Raw genomic sequence first — 17,618 nt, 5'->3', positions numbered from 1 at the left:
CATCCTTATAAGGGCTTTAAATCCGTTGACTGGGGTTGCTCGGCACGCAGCTCGGCCAGGGCAGCCAAGTTAAAGTGTGCAAACACCAAAGCAGAGAAAACGGGTAATACGAACCACGCTGGTGGCAATAGATTTAACAATGACAACATCATACCTATAAACCAATATTCTTTATTGTGTCGCGCTAAAAGAATTTTACGTTCTTTAGCGCTAGCATGCTCAACGATAGAATCCACGCGTAATAAACGCGTAAAAGCAAACGCCCACCAGAAAACAGGCAAAATCAAAGCCAACGGGCCGATTAACCATAAGGGCAAGGTCAGCAACCACCCCACAATAAATAACGCCCCTACCCAGAGGGCATTCCCTACACTGTAGCTAAAAGCAAACTGCCCTTGCTTGTGTACAGGCACGGCTTGCTTTTTTTGTACAAAAGCTAACACCAATGGCATAACTAATACGGCGGACACAATCAGGCCCGCAATTCCGGCAATAGGCAATAAAGCACCTGCTGTTAACAAGGGCACGATAAAAAACTTGATAGCAAATAAGCCAGCCCCCACCAACCAAAGATCACGTTGCTCGGTAAAGACACCCCACTGAGTCAGCCACAACGCAATCTGTTCTTTGAGTGGCGTCCAGAAAAACCACAGCAATAAAACAGCACCTAATAGCGCCACTAAAAAGGGCATCACTAACGCTGCTAGCATTTTAGGATGCAGCTGCGACGCTAAGGCTCGGCTAAAAGCAACCCGCACACGGCGCGCAGGAGTAGAAGGCAAAGGAGAAGAAATAACGGAATGATTCATACAAGAACAGGTTAATTTGGCATAATCAAGACACTGCTTTTTGATTTTAAGGTGAAACGGTGCTTTATCCAGAAAAAAATCGTACTGAACTGCTACAGGGTCTAGAGGCGCTGCAAGCAGACCAATTCGTTGTCGTTTGTTATTGCGCGGCATGGTGCAAAACCTGCGCGGGTTTTGAGCCCCAAATGGCTCAACTCGCGGCCAATTACCCTCAACATCTTTTTGTGTGGGTAGACATAGAGGAACACGAAACGCTTTTAATTGATGAGGATATCGAAGATTTCCCAACTATCCTCATTCAAAACAAAAAAGGGACCTTGTTTTATGGTCCCTTATTGCCTTTTGCTGAACATCTAGACCGCTTACTGCAACAAATCAGTAAGCAGCCTACTTTTACGCATACCGCAGCTGACTTTAACGCCTTAGTAGTAGCCGCCGCCAAGTAAAATGCCTACACTGCGTTTTTTACCCTGACTGGCACCCACAGCGCTAGAGCGTTGCGGCGCCGTTTGCGTGCGGGGCGCTGTGTCAGTGCCAGGCTGATACGGTTTATAAAAAATCTCATCCTGCGCTTTGTAAGAGCGTCGCTGTGGCTCACGCTGGCGTGCGGGTGCAGCTGGCAAACTAAGCCGCTGTAGGCTTAGCTTTTTACCGGTTAACTTTTGAATGTCCGCCCACAAGTGCATTTCTTCTGCGCTAACTAACGCGATGGCCTCGCCTTTGGCCCCAGCACGACCGGTACGGCCAATTCGGTGTACGTAGTCTTCCGCACTAAAAGGTAAATCAAAGTTGATCACACAAGGGACACCCGCCACGTCTAGACCACGTGCTGCCACATCGGTAGCGACTAGCACTTCGACTTGATTGGCTTTAAAGGCCTCTAGCACTTTCATGCGCTCTAGTTGACTTTTATCACCATGGATGGATTCGGCCTTGATGCCATCGCGCTCAAGCTGGCGCGCCAACCGCGCTGCCCCTGCTTTTGTATTGGTAAATACAATAACTTGACTGAGTTTCTTGCTGCGCACAATGTGCATCACGGCTTGGCGTTTCTCATCGCCCTCTGCACTGTACGCACTTTGTTGTACGGTATCTGCCGTCGCATTGCGTGCGGCCACTTCGATGCTGACAGGATTATTTAAAAAGTTATTGCCTAACTTGCGAATTTCTGGACTAAAGGTCGCTGAAAACAATAAGCTTTGGCGCTGAGGTGGAAGTTGGCGCACGATTCGATCTAAATCGGGCAAAAACCCCATATCTAACATGCGATCGGCTTCATCCAACACCAAAATGCCGACTTGGGACAAATTGACGTTTTTTTGCTCAATGTGATCCAACAGACGGCCCGGGGTCGCGATTAAAATCTCGCAGCCACGGCGTAACTCGTCGCGCTGGGCGTGGATATCTACCCCACCAAACACGATGGCTGAGCGTAAAGGTGTATTTTTACAATACAGCTTGACACTTTCCCCGACCTGATCCGCTAGCTCGCGAGTGGGTGTCAAAATTAACGCGCGCACAGGGTGACGTGCTGGTGACGCGCTATGGGTAGCAAACGGCATCAAGCGATGCAAAATAGGTAAAGAAAAAGCAGCCGTTTTTCCTGTTCCTGTTTGAGCTGCGCCCATTACATCACGCCCTTGCATGACTACAGGCAATGCTTGAGCCTGAATAGGAGTAGGAGTGGAATAACCTGCCGCTAGAATGGAAGACAATAAATCCGGATGTAATCCGAAGCTAGAAAAGCTAGTAACTGAATCTGTAGATGTTTCTTTCATTTAGTATGTATCTGGCGCTGCTGGGTCTTAGAAAAATACTTTGCCCAAGGCGTAAATGGCGATGCCCGCTATCATTAATAATACGGTGCTTTGCGTACGCAAATAAACCAAAATAGCCACTGCAGCAGCAATGAGTTTATTGAGATCGAGGCTCGGTGCGTCGTGAGCCGACCAAGGAAAAATTTCTGGAACAATAATGGCTGTTAAGGCAGCCACAGGCGCATAACGTAAGGCGCTACGCACACTCTCGGGTAGGGGAAGGTGGTCACCAAATAGGAAATAGCTAGATCTGGATATAAAACTAACTAAAGTTAAACACCCCACTACCCCTAAAATATACCAATCATACTGTGTTAATGCCATTTAGGCCTCTCTTTTGCTTTGCAGTTGCTCAGTCACCACGCCGGCAATCACACCAGCAATCACGGCGGCCCCCAAGCCCATACGCAACGGTAACAGCTGCCCCGCCCAGGCCACTAGGCCTGCAACCACTAGGCACATGACAAAGGGTCGTGTTTTCAATAGAGGAACCACCACCGCTAACAAAGCCAAGACGGCAGCATATTCGATACCCCATGACTCAGGCACCAGACGTCCCGCATAAATGCCCATAAAGGAGGTGGTTTGCCACACTAACCAATTTGGAATGACAAGGCCTAAAAAATACCACACATGACGCATACGCTCTCGAGTTGAGTCATGACCAAAGCGTGACATAAACAGCACAAACCCCATATCAGTGGTGATATAGCCTAAGAGCAAGCGTTTATACCAAGCCAAATGCCTGAAAAATGGCTGTAAAGCCGCAGAAAAGATAATAAAGCGTATGTTGACAATCATGCCCGCTACAAAGATTAACCAGATTGGCGAGTTGCTATTAATTAAAGGCAAGGAAGTCAATTGCGCCGAGCCAGCATACACCATGAGTGTCATGAGGGCAGAAAAGCTTTCGCCTAAGGCGGACTTCATCATGGCAATGCCCGTAACAAAGCCCCAAATGCCTGTTGCAATTAAAGGCGCCGCCGTATCCTTTAAACCTAGGCTAAAATAATAGCGTTTTCGATCGGATATAGCCCCAGACCGGAACTTATTAAATAAAAACACTCTATCCCCTGTGTTAAATGCACGTTGACTGTCTGGGCTTGCTACAATTACCCATTATTCGCTTATTTGCCCTAAAGGAGCCACTATGAGTGCAGTATCAAATGCTCAACCACAGTTTGAAACCCATTTTGTGACCGAAGCAGACCTACCGGTATATTGCCCCCCACCCAATGCTCCTTTATGGAATATGCACCCCCGAGTTTATATAGAAATAGAAAAAGAAGGGCGTGCTATCTGTCCTTATTGTAGCGCCACCTACCAACTGGCTCCTGAAAATCACCCCGAATAACTTCACTATCTGACCCTTTACTGCGCTTGTACTACTTGTGACCGCCAAAATCGATCTTTCCGACTGCCCCTCCCCCTTTTGGCTACCGGGCGGACACCTTCAAACCATTTATGGCGCCTATTTAGCGCACCATCAGCGTATTAGTTTTGTACGGCAACGTATTAATACTCCCGATGGCGATTTTCTTGATCTCGACTGGACAGGCCCCGGTTTGTTTGCAGACCGACTACCCGATGGTAAAACGGCCCCTAAAGACTCTCACCTTAGCCAAACGGCAGCAAGACGGTGGGTGCTAGACCAGGACTGGGCTCAACTACCACAAAACCACCAAGTTCAAGCCCTCACTATTTTCCATGGGCTCGAGGGCAGCAGTAAAAGTCATTATGCTCAAGCCATTGCTCAATACTTTAGAGCCAGGGGTTGGGTCGTCGTTGTTGCCCATTTCCGAGGGTGCTCCGGTTTTCCCAATCGCATGGCGCGCTCGTACTATTCGGGCGATAGCGAGGAAGTCAAATTTATTTTAGAGAGCGTTAGGCAACAATTACCCAATGCACAATGGCATGCGGTAGGCGTGTCACTTGGCGGTAATGCTTTATTAAAATATCTAGGTGAACAAAGCACCGCTTGTGCCTGGCTCGAAGCCGCGGCGGCGGTGTCCGCCCCCGCTGACTTAGTCAGTTGTGGGCGTCACTTATCCGAAGGCTTTGCGGGGCGCCGCATCTACTGTCCGCATTTTTTAAAAACCATGCGCAGTAAAATTTTTGAAAAGTCCAAACGCTTTCCTGGCATGATTGACATCTTGCGTCTAGGACAAGCGCGTACGCTACGAGACTTTGATGATGTGTATACGGCTCCCATGCACGGCTACCAACATGCTTTGGACTACTGGACCCAAGCCTCAAGCAAACCATTGCTTAGCCAAATTAGCACCCCCACCCTGTTGCTAAACGCTAAAAACGACCCGTTTATCCCGGAAAGCTCTTTAGCTCAGCCCCAAGATTGTTCTGCCGCGGTGTTACTGCATCAACCCCAAAATGGTGGCCATGTCGGCTTTGTCAGTGGTGCTTTTCCCGGCCATATTCATTGGCTGCCTTTGCGCTTGGCTCGCTTCTTTGAGACACGCACCTAGCCCTTAAAGCGCTCTAAAAGCAAACGATCTCGCTCTAATTGCTCGCGCAGTTCGCGTATACGAGTGTCTAGTGTTGATTGTTCATAAAAATCGGTACTTAAGGTACGCGCTTGTTGTAATTGACTGACAGCACTGGAAACTGCACCCACTAACACGTAGTACTGAGCCATGGTCTCGCGTGCAGCAATCGGTTGATTGTTTTTCTCTAGCGCCTGAGCCAAGAGCTGATAAAACCGCGCTTCCTCTGGCCATTGTTGAATACGTTGCTGTAAAAAATCAATTTGAGTGCTCACAGGAGCCTGCTTTTGCATGGCAGCGATAACCCCTAACGCAACGGCTTGATTCTGGGGCCAGCGCTGCCAAGCTGACTGGGCAGTGGAAAGCGCTTTAGCAAACTGTGCCTGATCTATTTCCAGCTCTATTTGCAGCACATCTAACAAAGGGGATCCTACATGTAGCTGTTGCGCTTGGTTTAGGTATTGCTGAGCTTGTGTATAGTTTTTGCGGTTTTTTGCAATATAAGCAAGCCCATACAGGGCAGCAGCCTGAGCCGCACCGGAACGATTGCTTGCTAAGCTCTGAAAACGTTGTTGTAGGCTTTGTAACGCCGAGCCACTGGTAGCCTGCAGAGCCAAGGCAGCCGCCTGTACAAACCAAAAATCATCACTTTCAGAATAAGCCGTTGCCGCGGATGACGACATCAACCGATTCTCCACATCCGCTAAACGCTGTGCTGATAAGGGGTGAGTGGTCGCATAGCTTTGCCCTGATTCATTTAATCGAGCGCTTTGCATGAGCCGTTTGAACATCACTGCCATGCCCTCGGGGTTGTATCCAGCGCCTTTAAGCATTTGGTAGCCTACACGATCCGCTTCTTGTTCGGCTTGACGTGAAAAACCGAGTTGCCTATCTACCGCCGCCGCTTGACCAAATGTTGCTACCCCCATTGCTAAATCGGCACTACCTGCTAAGCCAGCCAGCAAAGCCCCCACCAAAGAAGCCAAGACCAAATGATTTGAACCAGAGTTTTGCGTCATGCCTCGGGCTACGTGCCGTTGGGCGACGTGGGCAATCTCATGAGCCACCACCGAAGCCAACTCGGACTCACTCTCTGCCGCTGTAATGAGCCCTGTATTAATACCCACGTAGCCACCTGGCAATGCAAACGCATTAATACTTGCGTCACGCATACCAAACACTTGAATAGGATAATGCAGTGGCACGGGGGAATGCTTGGCCAGCTTTTGGCCTAATTGGGTTAAGTATTGAGTGATCACGGGTTCGGCTACGTAGTGTGGGTCTCGCCGCCCTTGCTCCATGATGGCATCACCTAAAGTGCGCTCCAAATTAGGAGACAACTCGGCGCCAGACGCTGACCCCATGCTAGGAATACCTGCTGGTTGAGACCATGCTGGCGGCAAGCCAAGACTAATACTCAAACTCATTACCAGAGCAACCCGAGTCAATTGTTTCATTATGGCTTCCTTTATGGAGAGAGCTTGGGGCGTGAAGCGAGATGGAAACGGGTGAGCAGTTCTGAATGCAAACGTCCCTTAGCGGAAAGTCGCAATACCGTAGCTAATGCGTAAACAAAACCAAACATCTCGACTAAGCCTGCTGCTACCCACATAATTAACCCACCGATAGCCTGATCTTTCAATGCATCAAACCCTGGCAGCGCGCGCCCACACAAATCAAAGATAGGATACAGGTCTTGGGTAGAAAAAGTGATGTAAATACCCACAACAATTTGTGGCGCCATAGTCAATAAAGGGGAAACCACACGCCCCCAAGGTCGCATTGCGCTGGGTGGATGCGGTCTACGATCTAGAATTAAATTCCAATACATAAAACCACTAATCACCACAGACCAGTTCATGACCCGATATAAGCGCCAATCAATCATGGAATAAAACTGAGGTGTAGGCAATAACCAAACCAACACAAAAAACACAAATAGCAGCGGCACTAACACGGGGTGAGTAAAAAACCGCTGTAGGGCCTGACCGCATGCCTGATGTTGCAGAAAATCGCGACCCCGTTTGCGCCATGACAAAGGTAAAGCCGCCCGCATGACCTGTCCTGGGTAGGACAGCATAATGATGAAAGGCAGTAAATGATGCAAAAATAAGTGCTGAATACGATGAATAAAAAACATGCGCTCAGAATAATAATCCACCATCGTATGCAGATTTAAGTACAACGCGACCCACCCCACCCAAAACAGCCATTGCCGACTAGCTTGGACGTTACGAACGCGCGAACCGCGCCAAAATAAAAACCCGCTCAAAATAAACAGAACAAGTAGCGTAGGGGAAAACTCCCAAGGAGTGAGCCATTCCAATAGTGTCATTGGGTGTATGTCATGCTAAATAAAAGAAAGTATAGTTTACGCGATAACGATTAGGCTTCGTATCTGCCCTAAAGTTTCCCTGCGGCTTTTCAACTATCCATTACAATAGGCGTATTCGTTCATTACGCACCTCGTGCCCTTAAGCTCTTTGACTCGTTATGACTCGCCCTGATTTTGATATAGCAATTTGCGGAGCCGGCCCAGTAGGCTGTGCTGTTGCATTATTGCTGCAAGCCCAGCACCCCGACCCTAGCCGTATTGCCGTATTTGGCCAAGCAGCGCCCGCCCAAGGCCAAAAGCTTGATCCACGTACTTTGGCGCTAAATCATGGCAGTCAAAAGTTGCTTGAACCGTTATCGGCGTGGCCTGCACCAGCGGCCGCTATTCGTCACGTTCATGTATCACAAAAAGGGCGTCTAGGCCGCACTGTTATCACCCCCGAAGAGCTCGGTGTGCAACACTTAGGTCATGTCGTGAACTACGATGACTTGGTGTCTAGATTACGCAGCCAGTTACAACACAGCCCTGTCCACTACCTAGAGGTTGAGCATCCCGTCAGTGTGCAGTCCCTTGGCCACCACGCCCACGTCTCCGATGCCTCTATCTCTTATACCGCGCGTGTTGCTATACAATCTGATGGCGCACGCCCCCAGCAAATTCAGCGTGACTATAACCAATACGCCTTGCTTGCTACCGTTCAAAGCCAACGCCCCCAGTCAGAATGGGCCTACGAGCGCTTTACTGCTCATGGCCCCTTAGCTTTATTGCCTCATCCTAATCAAGCCGATTGTTATGCTTTAGTTTGGTGTAATTCCCCTGCTCGTACTCATTATCTTTTAGAACTGGATGCTGCCGAGTTTGAGCGCGAGCTCTTAAGCCAATTCGGGGCTCGTTTGGGCCGCTTACACCTTGTCAGTGAACGATTTTCATTTCCATTAACGTTAGCGGCCGGGCCGAGCCTACCATCGCCTTATCAGGTGGCTATTGGCAACGCAGCACAAACCCTACACCCGGTAGCAGGACAAGGGTTAAACTTAGGTCTACGCGATGTAGGACAGCTTGCCCTAAGCCTCAAAGCGTGGCAGGCTCAGCCCCACACCGATATCCAACCGTATCTGCATCAGTACAGCCAACAACGGAAGACCGACCGCTGGCTGACCGGATCTATTACCGATACCTTACCCCGTCTTTTTGCCACATCGAATCCGCTCATTCAGCATGCATGTGGTCTAGGTTTATTATCGATGGATCTTATCGCTGGGGCTCGGCTTCCTTTAGCTCGCCAACTTCTCCAAGGTTTACGCATTTAGTTTTATGATGAAAATTGGCTCGTGGCAGTTTGCCAACCGTGCTTTTGTCGCCCCTATGGCGGGTGTCACCGATCGTCCGTATCGGCGGCTGTGTAAAGCCTTAGGTGTCGAATATGCAGTCACTGAAATGGCAGCAAGTAACCCTAAACTTTGGGATAGCGTAAAGACCTCACGGCGTCTAGATCACAAGGGGGAGCCTGACCCGATTGCGGTTCAGATTACAGGATCGGACCCCGCTATGATGGCCGAAGCGGCCTTATTTAATATTGATCGCGGCGCCCATATTATTGATATTAATATGGGCTGTCCTGTTAAAAAAGTTTGCAATGTCTTGTCCGGCTCTGCACTACTCAAAGACGAAGACTTAGTCGCTCGTATCGTCGAGGCAGTGGTCAAGGCCTGTGCGCCACATTCTATTCCTGTTACCTTAAAAACTCGCACCGGGTGGGATCGCACCACTAAAAATGCAGTACGGGTAGCAAAACGTGCCGAAGACATCGGCATTAGTGCTTTCACTTTGCATGGACGCACACGTTGTGACTTTTACCAAGGTGAGGCCGAATACGATACAATTCGAGAAGTCAAAGCGGCACTCACTATTCCCGTTATTGCTAATGGCGACATCGATTCACCACAGAAAGCCCAGTTCGTTCTAGACTATACTGGAGCCGATGCCATTATGGTGGGTCGCGCCGCTCAAGGCCGCCCTTGGATTTTCCGTGAAATCCATCATTATCTGCAGCATGGCACACTATTAGCGCCCCCTACTTACGGTGAAATGAAACGGGTATTGCTTGACCATCTCGAAGACCACTATGACTTTTATGGTGAGTTTATCGGTGTGCGTTCAGCTCGCAAGCATATAGGTTGGTACTTATCTGAATCCCCTGATGCCGCCGAGTGGCTCGCCACTATCAACCAAATTGAATGTACCAAGCAGCAACTCGATGCCGTAGCACGCTGGTTTGATCAGCACGATCCTCATGATTTCCTTACGCAAACCTCTGTCTCAATGGATTCTGACACCGTTTCGCGTTGACCGTTTTAATTGAATAAAAACATGCCCCACACCAATCCCTTAGAGCAATCGGTACGCGACAGCTTAGAACGCTATTTTGCAGACCTAGGCGACTCCCAACCACGCGATGTGCTCGCGATGGTTATTAATTACGTTGAGCGTCCTGTTTTGCAAATGGCTTTAGAAAAAACAAATGGCAACCAATCTAAAGCGGCCGAAATGCTAGGTATTACTCGCAGTACTTTGCGCAAGAAGCTGCAAGCCCATAATATCCAACCTTAACTCTCTAACGAAGCATCTATCATGAAAATCCAAACCGCCCTCTTATCGGTTTCCGATAAAACAGGAATTGTTGAATTTGCACAGGCTTTGGCTCAACGCGGCGTGCGTTTACTCTCTACAGGTGGCACAGCCAAACTCTTACAGGCTGCAGGTTTAGTCGTCACCGAGGTAGCCGAGCACACAGGCTCACCGGAAATCCTTGACGGGCGTGTGAAAACGCTGCATCCAAAAATTCACGGTGGCTTATTAGCCCGTCGTGATGATGCTCAGCATCTTGAAACGCTAGAGCAACACCAAATCGAGCGTATTGATATGCTCGTGGTTAATCTTTACCCATTTCGTGAAACCATTGCTAAGGCTGACTGCACCTTTGCCGATGCCGTAGAAAATATTGATATTGGTGGCCCTGCTATGTTGCGTGCTGCAGCCAAAAACCATGGCACCACGGCAGGCGGCGTCACAGTTATTATTGACCCAAGCGATTATGACCGCGTATTAACCGAAATCGATGTAAATGGCTATACTTCTTACGGTTTACGTCTCGAGTTAGCTACTAAGGTATACGCTCACACGGCGGCCTATGATGGTGCGATTGCTGCTTACCTCAGCAGTTTAACGGCTGCAGAACCGGCTCAAGACCAACAGCCCGAGCGCAACCCATGGCCACGCGTGCTAACACTACAAGTGCAGCAGCAACAACTCATGCGTTACGGTGAAAACCCTCATCAAAGTGCGGCTTTTTTCCGTGACCAACAGGTAGGTGCAGGCTTACTGGCTAACTACGAACAGCTCCAAGGCAAAGAGCTCTCTTATAACAACATTGCCGATGCGGACGCCGCCTGGGAATGCGTACGCAGTTTTGATACGGGCGCTTGTGTGATCGTCAAACACGCTAACCCCTGTGGTGTAGCGCTGGGCGCAACAGCTGCCGAAGCCTACCAAAATGCGTTTAAAACTGATCCCACCTCTGCCTTTGGTGGCATTATTGCATTTAACCAAACCGTTGACGCTGCTACGGCTCATGCCGTTTCCGAGCAGTTTGTCGAGGTGCTGCTAGCTCCCGACTATACCGCTGATGCCTTGGCTGTGTTTGCTGCTAAGAAAAACGTGCGAGTGCTTAAACTCCAAGCCGGTGAGTCACATAACCCCTTTGATATTAAACGTGTCGGTGGCGGGTTATTAGTGCAAACGCCTGATACCTACCGAGATCACATCGAGGGCTTCACCGTAGTAAGCAAAAAACAACCCACTGCACAACAAATGCAAGATCTCCTGTTTGCCTGGAATGTGGCTAAATACGTGAAATCCAATGCCATTGTCTTCTGTGGTGGTGGCATGACCTTAGGCGTAGGTGCAGGTCAAATGAGTCGTGTGGACTCTGCCCGTATTGCGTCGATCAAAGCGACCAATGCTGGCTTAAGCTTACACAACTCTGCTGTAGCCTCCGATGCATTTTTTCCATTCCGTGATGGTCTAGATGTGGTGGTCGATGCTGGGGCATCGTGTGTAATTCAACCAGGTGGCAGTATTCGCGACGACGAAGTCATTGCTGCCGCAGACGAGCGTGATGTGGTGATGGTTTTCACTGGAACACGTCACTTCCGTCACTAAGATGCGTATTTTAGGTGTAGACCCTGGACTACGTAAAACAGGCTTTGGCATTATTCAGGTCCAGGGGCAGCATCTAAGCTATGTGGCAAGTGGCACTATTGTGGTTCCCACAGATGTATCACTTGCGCAGCGCTTGCATGTCATTTTGACTCATCTTCGAGAAATTATTACGCACCATCAGCCCACACACAGCGCTGTAGAGCAAGTCTTTGTTAATACCAATCCGCACTCCACGTTGCTTTTAGGCCAAGCACGAGGTGCTGCGCTCTGCGCTTTAGCCGATTTAGGACTGGAGGTAAACGAATACACAGCGCTACAGATAAAAAAAACGGTAGTGGGTCGTGGCCATGCGGCAAAAGAACAAGTACAACAAATGGTGCAACATCTGCTGCGCTTAAATGGCACCCCCGCCCCCGATGCGGCAGATGCGTTAGCCTGCGCGATTTGTCATGCACATCATGCGCCATTACAACAACGCTTAGTAGATCAAAACAATCTCGCTACGACACAACTACGTACTCGTAGCGGTCGCTTTATAGGTAAATAACTATGATTGGTCGCATTACAGGCACTTTAATAGAAAAAAACCCACCTACCCTGTGCGTGGATGTCAATGGTATTGGGTATGAAATCGATGTACCAATGAGTACCTTGTACGATTTACCCGAGCTAGGCGCTACGGTTAGCTTACATACACACCTCAGTGTTCGCGAAGACGCTCATGTGTTGTTTGGCTTTGGCAAAGCCTCTGAGCGCAGTGCTTTTAGAACCCTTATCAAAGTCAGTGGGATTGGGCCTAAAACCGCGTTGGGCATTTTGTCGGGTTTATCGGTAGATGACTTAGCGACCGCCATTCAATCCCAAGATATTGCCCTGTTAACGCGTGCACCAGGTATAGGAAAGAAGACGGCTGAACGCATGATTCTAGAGTTACGCGACAAATTTCATGCCGAAAGCATTAGCACCACTGCCCCCACTACGGATCGTAGCGATATTTTAAATGCGTTACTGGCCTTAGGTTACAACAACACTGAGGCCAACAAAGCCATTAAAAAAGTGCCTTCTGATGTGAATGTCTCTGAGGGAATTCGCTTAGCTTTGCAAATTTTGTCCGGCCGTTAACAAGCGAGCGTAGTCCGTCACATCGACGTTGCCGCCGCTAATTATCACCCCTACCCGTTTTCCTTTAAGCTGGGCACGCTGCTGCCACATCGCAGCGGCCCCTAGGCATCCTGTGGGCTCCACGACTATTTTCATGCGCTCAGCAAAAAATCGCAGCATACGGATTAATTCGGGGTCTGTCACCGTGAGCACACCCGCCGCATACTGCTGCAGGATGGCGAAGGTTAAAGGGGCAAGCGCTTGGGTTAACGCACCATCCGCAATTGACTGCGGCGGAGTAATCGTAACGATTTCGCCTCGAGCTAGCGACTGCTGTGCATCGTTGCCCTGTTCAGGTTCTACCCCGTATACCCTGCAGTCAGGGCTTAACGCATGGGCACTTAATAAGCTACCTGAAAGCAGTCCACCACCCCCCAGAGGGACATAGAGGGCGTCCAAACCACCAACCTCATCAAAGAGCTCTTTAGCGGCAGTGCCTTGCCCTGCTATAACGGCTCGATCAGCAAACGGGGGAATGAGCGTCAGGCCGTGTTGCTCTACCCATTGCTGTGCTATGTGTTCTCTATCTTCAGTTAAGCGATCGTATTCGATGACTTTAGCCCCATACCCTAAGGTCGCGGCTTTTTTTACTGCGGGCGCACTAGCTGGCATCACTATCACCGCAGGCACGTTTAGCAACTGCGCAGCCAAAGCCACGGCTTGAGCATGGTTCCCAGAAGAAAAAGCAACCACACCTCGTTGCCGCTGCTCTGGTGTTAGGGCGGCTAAAGCGTTATAACCGCCTCTAAACTTAAATGCGCCAATTCGTTGGAAGTTTTCACATTTAAAAAACACCTGCGCCTTCAGTTGTTGATCTAACCAACTGGAACGTAACACAGGCGTCGTATGCGCAACTAAACGCAATCGTTGGGCCGCTTGCAAGACCTCATCATAACTAGGTAATTTCATTTTTTAGATCCTTTTCCCTACAATAAGCCATCTAAGATGGTGTAATATAGGCTGTATATTTAATCAGCAGGTACTTATGGCAATTTACTCAGACTCGCTCAGCTCTACCCCTATGCCCGAACGAGTGGTAACCGCTGCTCCGTTAACACCCAACGAAGAATCCATCGAACGTGCCTTACGTCCTAAAGCCCTACACGATTATGTAGGTCAACAGCGCGTGCGCGAGCAGCTTGATATTTTTATCACGGCCGCCAAGCGCCGCAGCGAGGCATTAGATCATGTATTACTGTTCGGCCCCCCTGGCTTGGGCAAAACCACGCTCGCCCATATTGTGGCACAAGAAATGGGGGTGCAACTACGTCAAACCTCTGGTCCTGTGCTCGAGCGCCCCGGCGACTTAGCCGCCATTTTGACCAGTCTAGAACCTAATGACGTTCTGTTTATTGACGAGATCCATCGTCTTTCGCCCATTGTCGAAGAAATTCTCTACCCAGCCCTCGAAGACTTTCAAATTGATATTCTTATTGGCGAGGGGCCTGCAGCACGCAGTGTAAAAATTGATTTGCAGCCTTTTACTCTGGTTGGTGCCACCACACGTGCCGGAATGCTCAGCAACCCCTTACGTGATCGTTTCGGTATTGTGTCCAGACTCGAGTTCTACACCATCACAGACCTTCAATCCATTGTGCAGCGCAGTGCTGGCTTATTAAAAGTCGAATGCGCCGAGCAAGGGGCCTTAGAAATCGCTCGTCGAGCGCGTGGCACGCCACGCATTGCAAACCGACTATTACGTCGCGTCCGTGACTATGCTGATGTAAAAAACGGGGGGCTTATTGACGAAGCGTGCGCGGCTCAAGCGCTCTCTATGCTTGAGGTCGACCCATTAGGGCTTGATCTTATGGACCGTAAATTACTGGAAACCATTGTGCATAAATTTAACGGCGGCCCCGTAGGGGTGGATAGCTTGGCTGCCGCCATTAGCGAAGAACGCGACACCATCGAAGACGTCATCGAGCCTTATCTTATTCAGCATGGTTTTTTACATCGCACCCCTCGTGGGCGCGTCGCGACCCCTGCCACCTGGAGCCATTTGGGCTTAACACCCCCAAGACAAAGTCACGACTTATTTGACTAAACCAAGGCCTGTTCGTACTGGTCCAAACAGGCTAACAAAGCATTGCCATAGGCCTCTAATTTACGTGCCCCGATGCCTGATATACGGCCCAACTCATTCAATGTGGCAGGCCTTAACAGTGCCACCTCTTTTAATGTCGCATTATTAAAAATAATATAAGGTGGCACTTCATGTTGTTTAGCGGTTTGTGTACGCCATTCGCGCAAGCGCTCAAAGCAAGCCTGGGCCTCGGGGGGCAACTGTTCGTCTACAGAGCGGCGTTGTGATGCAACCGTTTGCTGGGGCTCGGCCTTGCGTAATAAGACGGTTTGCTCACCTTTTAATACAGCGCGGCTTTGCTCTGTTAGGCTTAAAGTACCGAAGTTTTCGGGTTGCACCCAAATTAATTTATGCGCAATTAACTGACGCAAAATACTGCGCCATTCTTTGACGCTTAAATCAGCCCCTATACCAAAAACGGACAGACTATGGTGATCGTAGGACTTAACTCGCTCTGTGTCTTTACCACGCAAAATATCAATAACATGAGCAGCCCCAAAGCTTTGGCCTCGCTCGCGCCATAAACGATAAATAGCCGATAACAACTTTTGAGCTACTACCGTGCCGTCCCATGTTTCAGGCGGATTTAAGCAGGTATCGCAATTACCACAGGGTTCAAGCTGCTGACCAAAGTAGTCCAACAAAAGTTGGCGTCTACATGAAACCGTTTCACATAAACCTAACATGGCTTCAATTTTGCGAGCTTGATTGCGTTGATGCGTCGCATCGCCTAACGACTCAGCCACCATACGTTGCAACTGCACGACATCTTGTAGGCCATAAGCCAGCCAAGCAGTAGCTGGCTCGCCATCTCGACCGGCTCGTCCTGTTTCTTGGTAGTAGCCTTCGATGGACTTGGGTAAATCAATATGCGCCACAAAGCGTACATCTGGCTTATTTACCCCCATCCCAAAGGCAATGGTCGCCACCATGACCACGCCATCTTCGCGCAAAAAACGATTTTGATTGGCTGCACGTTGCTGAGTAGAAAGGCCTGCATGATACGGTAAGGCATGAATGCCTTGGCTTTGCAAAAACTCAGCGGTTTCTTCGACACGGTTGCGCGATAAGCAATACACAATGCCACAATCGCCGCTATGATTTTTTTGAATGAAATGCAGTAACTGCTTTCGCACTTCGGTTTTTTCAACGATGTAATAACTGATGTTGGGCCGATCAAAACTGGCCACAAAATGAGGCGCCTCTGTTAGGCTTAGGCGCTGGGCGATTTCTTGGCGGGTTTCTGCTGTCGCCGTGGCCGTTAATGCCAAACGCGGCACAGTAGGCCACCGTTCGGCCAGAAACGATAAACCCAAGTATTCAGGCCTAAAGTCATGGCCCCACTGGGATACGCAATGGGCCTCGTCAATGGCAAAAAGTGCAAGCTTGCCGCGCGCCAGCATATCTAGGCAACGATCGGTTAAAAGACGCTCGGGCGCCACATACAACAAGTCTAATTCGCCTTGTAAAAAGCGTCTTTCGACAGCGCGGGCCTCTTGCCAGTCTTGGCTAGAGTTCAAATAGGCAGCTTTAACGCCAAGTTCTGTGAGCGCATCGACCTGATCTTGCATTAATGCAATTAAAGGCGACACCACAATGCCTGTGCCGTCTCGAACTAATGCAGGAATTTGATAGCATAACGACTTTCCGCCCCCAGTGGGCATCAATACCAATGCATCGCCACCCGCTACGACTTGATCAATAATGGCTTGTTGTTCGCCACGAAACGCATCGTAACCAAACACCTGCTGTAGAACCTGCAAAGCGGTATCAGACATAAATTAAAAAAGGGGGAAAGAAAAGCGCAAACCCATATTATAGTCCCCGCTGTGGGTTTGGCGCTGGGCATCGACATCAATACGCATATTAGGACTATACCAAACCTGCTGCCCTAGACCGAACGCATGATTTTGTTGGCCTTTTGCAACCACGCTGTGGTCATAATGGGCTTTAAGCGTACCCCATGGGCCTGCATCCCAGTGAATGGCGGCTTGATGATTACGTTGTGCAGCGGTGGGCCGATGGCGCCGCTGGTTAAGGGCACTGAACTGACCTATGTATTTTTCACTACGCAAAGCTAACTGAGCTTGTTCAGAGAGATCCAGTTCTATTAAGGTTTGATAGCGCTGCCCCCGATGTAAGCCGACAGCCTGACTATGCGCCATATTTAACGCCCATTGTCCCCAGCTTCCTAATTGATAATGTGTGCCTAGGCCGACCTGTTCGTAATCGTGGGCGCGCTGATAAATGCCATCAATAGAAAACCCATTGCTTAACGTCACATCAAACCACGCTCGGGCCGCGCCAGTTCGGTAATCAAACTGGTGTAGGGTTTGACTGTGGTCGACTAAGCCCACCGTTGCCCCATAGCGCCACTGTAAAGTATTACCAAATAGCTCGGGCTGCCATTGATCCGTTAAGCCGATGCCCCCTAACTCGACAGGCTGTATACCTGAAGACAGTTTAGGAGTGGAATTTCCAACTAACCAGCGCGTTTGAGCTTGGGTCTGGTAGCGCCATGTCCTGTCTTGGCGCGACCAATGCTCTGGTGCAGAGATGGCTCGTACCATGTCGCTTTTAAAAATACTGGGGGGTATAGCAATGTCTTGACTAGCAGACAAGGGAGACACCCAAACTAAAAGTAAAACTAAATACCACCAAACCACGTTATCGGCTCGCATACACCACCTT

Annotated in this window: 19 protein-coding genes; 10 read left to right on the top strand and 9 right to left on the bottom strand. The window is 49.5% G+C overall.

Annotated elements, in window-relative coordinates:
- Positions 1–5: 5 nt before the first annotated feature.
- A complete protein-coding gene (locus GGR41_RS12465) occupies positions 6–809 on the bottom strand; it encodes an EI24 domain-containing protein (protein ID WP_167662183.1) in 804 nt (267 codons plus the stop codon).
- Positions 810–868: 59 nt separating this feature from the next.
- Here GGR41_RS12465 and GGR41_RS12460 point away from each other — a divergent pair, with 59 nt between their 5' ends.
- Positions 869–1,255, top strand: a complete 387-nt coding sequence (locus tag GGR41_RS12460) for a thioredoxin family protein (protein ID WP_167662182.1) — start codon at positions 869–871, stop codon at positions 1,253–1,255.
- Here GGR41_RS12460 and GGR41_RS12455 read toward each other — a convergent pair.
- From GGR41_RS12455 to GGR41_RS12445, 3 genes are read right to left on the bottom strand one after another with little or no spacing between them, the layout of a single operon-like run.
- Positions 1,232–2,587, bottom strand: coding sequence for a DEAD/DEAH box helicase (locus tag GGR41_RS12455; protein ID WP_167662181.1), 1,356 nt, complete (start codon positions 2,585–2,587; stop codon positions 1,232–1,234). The genes GGR41_RS12460 and GGR41_RS12455 overlap by 24 nt on opposite strands.
- A 27-nt stretch (positions 2,588–2,614) precedes the next feature.
- Positions 2,615–2,950: an AzlD domain-containing protein gene (locus GGR41_RS12450; protein ID WP_077733776.1), complete on the bottom strand. Its 336-nt coding sequence runs from the start codon at positions 2,948–2,950 to the stop codon at positions 2,615–2,617.
- Entirely contained in the window at positions 2,951–3,658 is a 708-nt protein-coding gene (locus GGR41_RS12445) for an AzlC family ABC transporter permease (RefSeq protein ID WP_229711246.1), read from the bottom strand.
- 118 nt (positions 3,659–3,776) lie between these two features.
- On the opposite strand from GGR41_RS12445, the gene GGR41_RS12440 reads away from it, so the two are divergent.
- Positions 3,777–3,980, top strand: coding sequence for a zinc-finger domain-containing protein (locus GGR41_RS12440; protein WP_167662180.1), 204 nt, complete (start codon positions 3,777–3,779; stop codon positions 3,978–3,980).
- Positions 3,981–4,017: 37 nt separating this feature from the next.
- Positions 4,018–5,109, top strand: a complete 1,092-nt coding sequence (locus tag GGR41_RS12435; RefSeq protein ID WP_167662179.1) for a YheT family hydrolase — start codon at positions 4,018–4,020, stop codon at positions 5,107–5,109.
- On the opposite strand, the gene GGR41_RS12430 is transcribed toward GGR41_RS12435, so the two are convergent.
- Both GGR41_RS12430 and GGR41_RS12425 read right to left on the bottom strand, forming a co-directional pair.
- Complete coding sequence (locus GGR41_RS12430; protein WP_229711241.1) at positions 5,106–6,584, bottom strand: M48 family metalloprotease; 1,479 nt, start codon at positions 6,582–6,584, stop codon at positions 5,106–5,108. The genes GGR41_RS12435 and GGR41_RS12430 overlap by 4 nt on opposite strands.
- An 11-nt stretch (positions 6,585–6,595) precedes the next feature.
- On the bottom strand, positions 6,596–7,471 hold the full coding sequence (locus GGR41_RS12425; protein ID WP_373868054.1) for a cytochrome c oxidase assembly protein: 876 nt from the start codon (positions 7,469–7,471) through the stop codon (positions 6,596–6,598).
- Positions 7,472–7,620: 149 nt separating this feature from the next.
- On the opposite strand from GGR41_RS12425, the gene GGR41_RS12420 reads away from it, so the two are divergent.
- Genes GGR41_RS12420 through ruvA form a run of 6 tightly spaced genes read left to right on the top strand, consistent with a single transcriptional unit; the run spans position 7,621 to position 12,805 of the window.
- Complete coding sequence (locus tag GGR41_RS12420) at positions 7,621–8,772, top strand: Rossmann-fold NAD(P)-binding domain-containing protein (RefSeq protein WP_167662177.1); 1,152 nt, start codon at positions 7,621–7,623, stop codon at positions 8,770–8,772.
- 7 nt (positions 8,773–8,779) lie between these two features.
- Entirely contained in the window at positions 8,780–9,811 is a 1,032-nt protein-coding gene (dusB, locus tag GGR41_RS12415; RefSeq protein ID WP_167662249.1) for a tRNA dihydrouridine synthase DusB, read from the top strand.
- A gap of 21 nt (positions 9,812–9,832) precedes the next feature.
- The gene (locus GGR41_RS12410) at positions 9,833–10,072 is read left to right on the top strand and encodes a helix-turn-helix domain-containing protein (protein ID WP_077733779.1); all 240 of its coding nucleotides are present in this window, start codon (positions 9,833–9,835) and stop codon (positions 10,070–10,072) included.
- A gap of 21 nt (positions 10,073–10,093) precedes the next feature.
- Positions 10,094–11,683, top strand: coding sequence for a bifunctional phosphoribosylaminoimidazolecarboxamide formyltransferase/IMP cyclohydrolase (purH, locus tag GGR41_RS12405; protein WP_167662176.1), 1,590 nt, complete (start codon positions 10,094–10,096; stop codon positions 11,681–11,683).
- Position 11,684: 1 nt separating this feature from the next.
- The gene (gene ruvC, locus GGR41_RS12400) at positions 11,685–12,230 is read left to right on the top strand and encodes a crossover junction endodeoxyribonuclease RuvC (protein WP_167662175.1); all 546 of its coding nucleotides are present in this window, start codon (positions 11,685–11,687) and stop codon (positions 12,228–12,230) included.
- Between the two features lie 2 nt (positions 12,231–12,232).
- Positions 12,233–12,805 (top strand): Holliday junction branch migration protein RuvA, encoded by a 573-nt coding sequence (gene ruvA, locus GGR41_RS12395; protein WP_077733781.1) that lies wholly within the window; start codon positions 12,233–12,235, stop codon positions 12,803–12,805.
- On the opposite strand, the gene GGR41_RS12390 is transcribed toward ruvA, so the two are convergent.
- Complete coding sequence (locus GGR41_RS12390) at positions 12,776–13,753, bottom strand: threo-3-hydroxy-L-aspartate ammonia-lyase (protein ID WP_167662174.1); 978 nt, start codon at positions 13,751–13,753, stop codon at positions 12,776–12,778. The genes ruvA and GGR41_RS12390 overlap by 30 nt on opposite strands.
- 76 nt (positions 13,754–13,829) lie before the next feature.
- Here GGR41_RS12390 and ruvB point away from each other — a divergent pair, with 76 nt between their 5' ends.
- On the top strand, positions 13,830–14,888 hold the full coding sequence (gene ruvB / locus GGR41_RS12385) for a Holliday junction branch migration DNA helicase RuvB (RefSeq protein WP_167662173.1): 1,059 nt from the start codon (positions 13,830–13,832) through the stop codon (positions 14,886–14,888).
- On the opposite strand, the gene recQ is transcribed toward ruvB, so the two are convergent.
- Both recQ and GGR41_RS12375 read right to left on the bottom strand, forming a co-directional pair.
- On the bottom strand, positions 14,885–16,705 hold the full coding sequence (gene recQ, locus GGR41_RS12380; protein WP_167662172.1) for a DNA helicase RecQ: 1,821 nt from the start codon (positions 16,703–16,705) through the stop codon (positions 14,885–14,887). The two genes, ruvB and recQ, sit on opposite strands and share 4 nt — an antisense overlap.
- 3 nt (positions 16,706–16,708) lie before the next feature.
- Entirely contained in the window at positions 16,709–17,608 is a 900-nt protein-coding gene (locus tag GGR41_RS12375; protein WP_167662171.1) for a fimbria/pilus outer membrane usher protein, read from the bottom strand.
- Between the last annotated feature and the right edge of the window lie 10 nt (positions 17,609–17,618).

The sequence above is a fragment of the Paenalcaligenes hominis genome (assembly GCF_011927625.1).
GTDB lineage: Bacteria > Pseudomonadota > Gammaproteobacteria > Burkholderiales > Burkholderiaceae_B > Paenalcaligenes > Paenalcaligenes hominis.
This window is presented reverse-complemented; position numbering and strand designations above follow the sequence as displayed.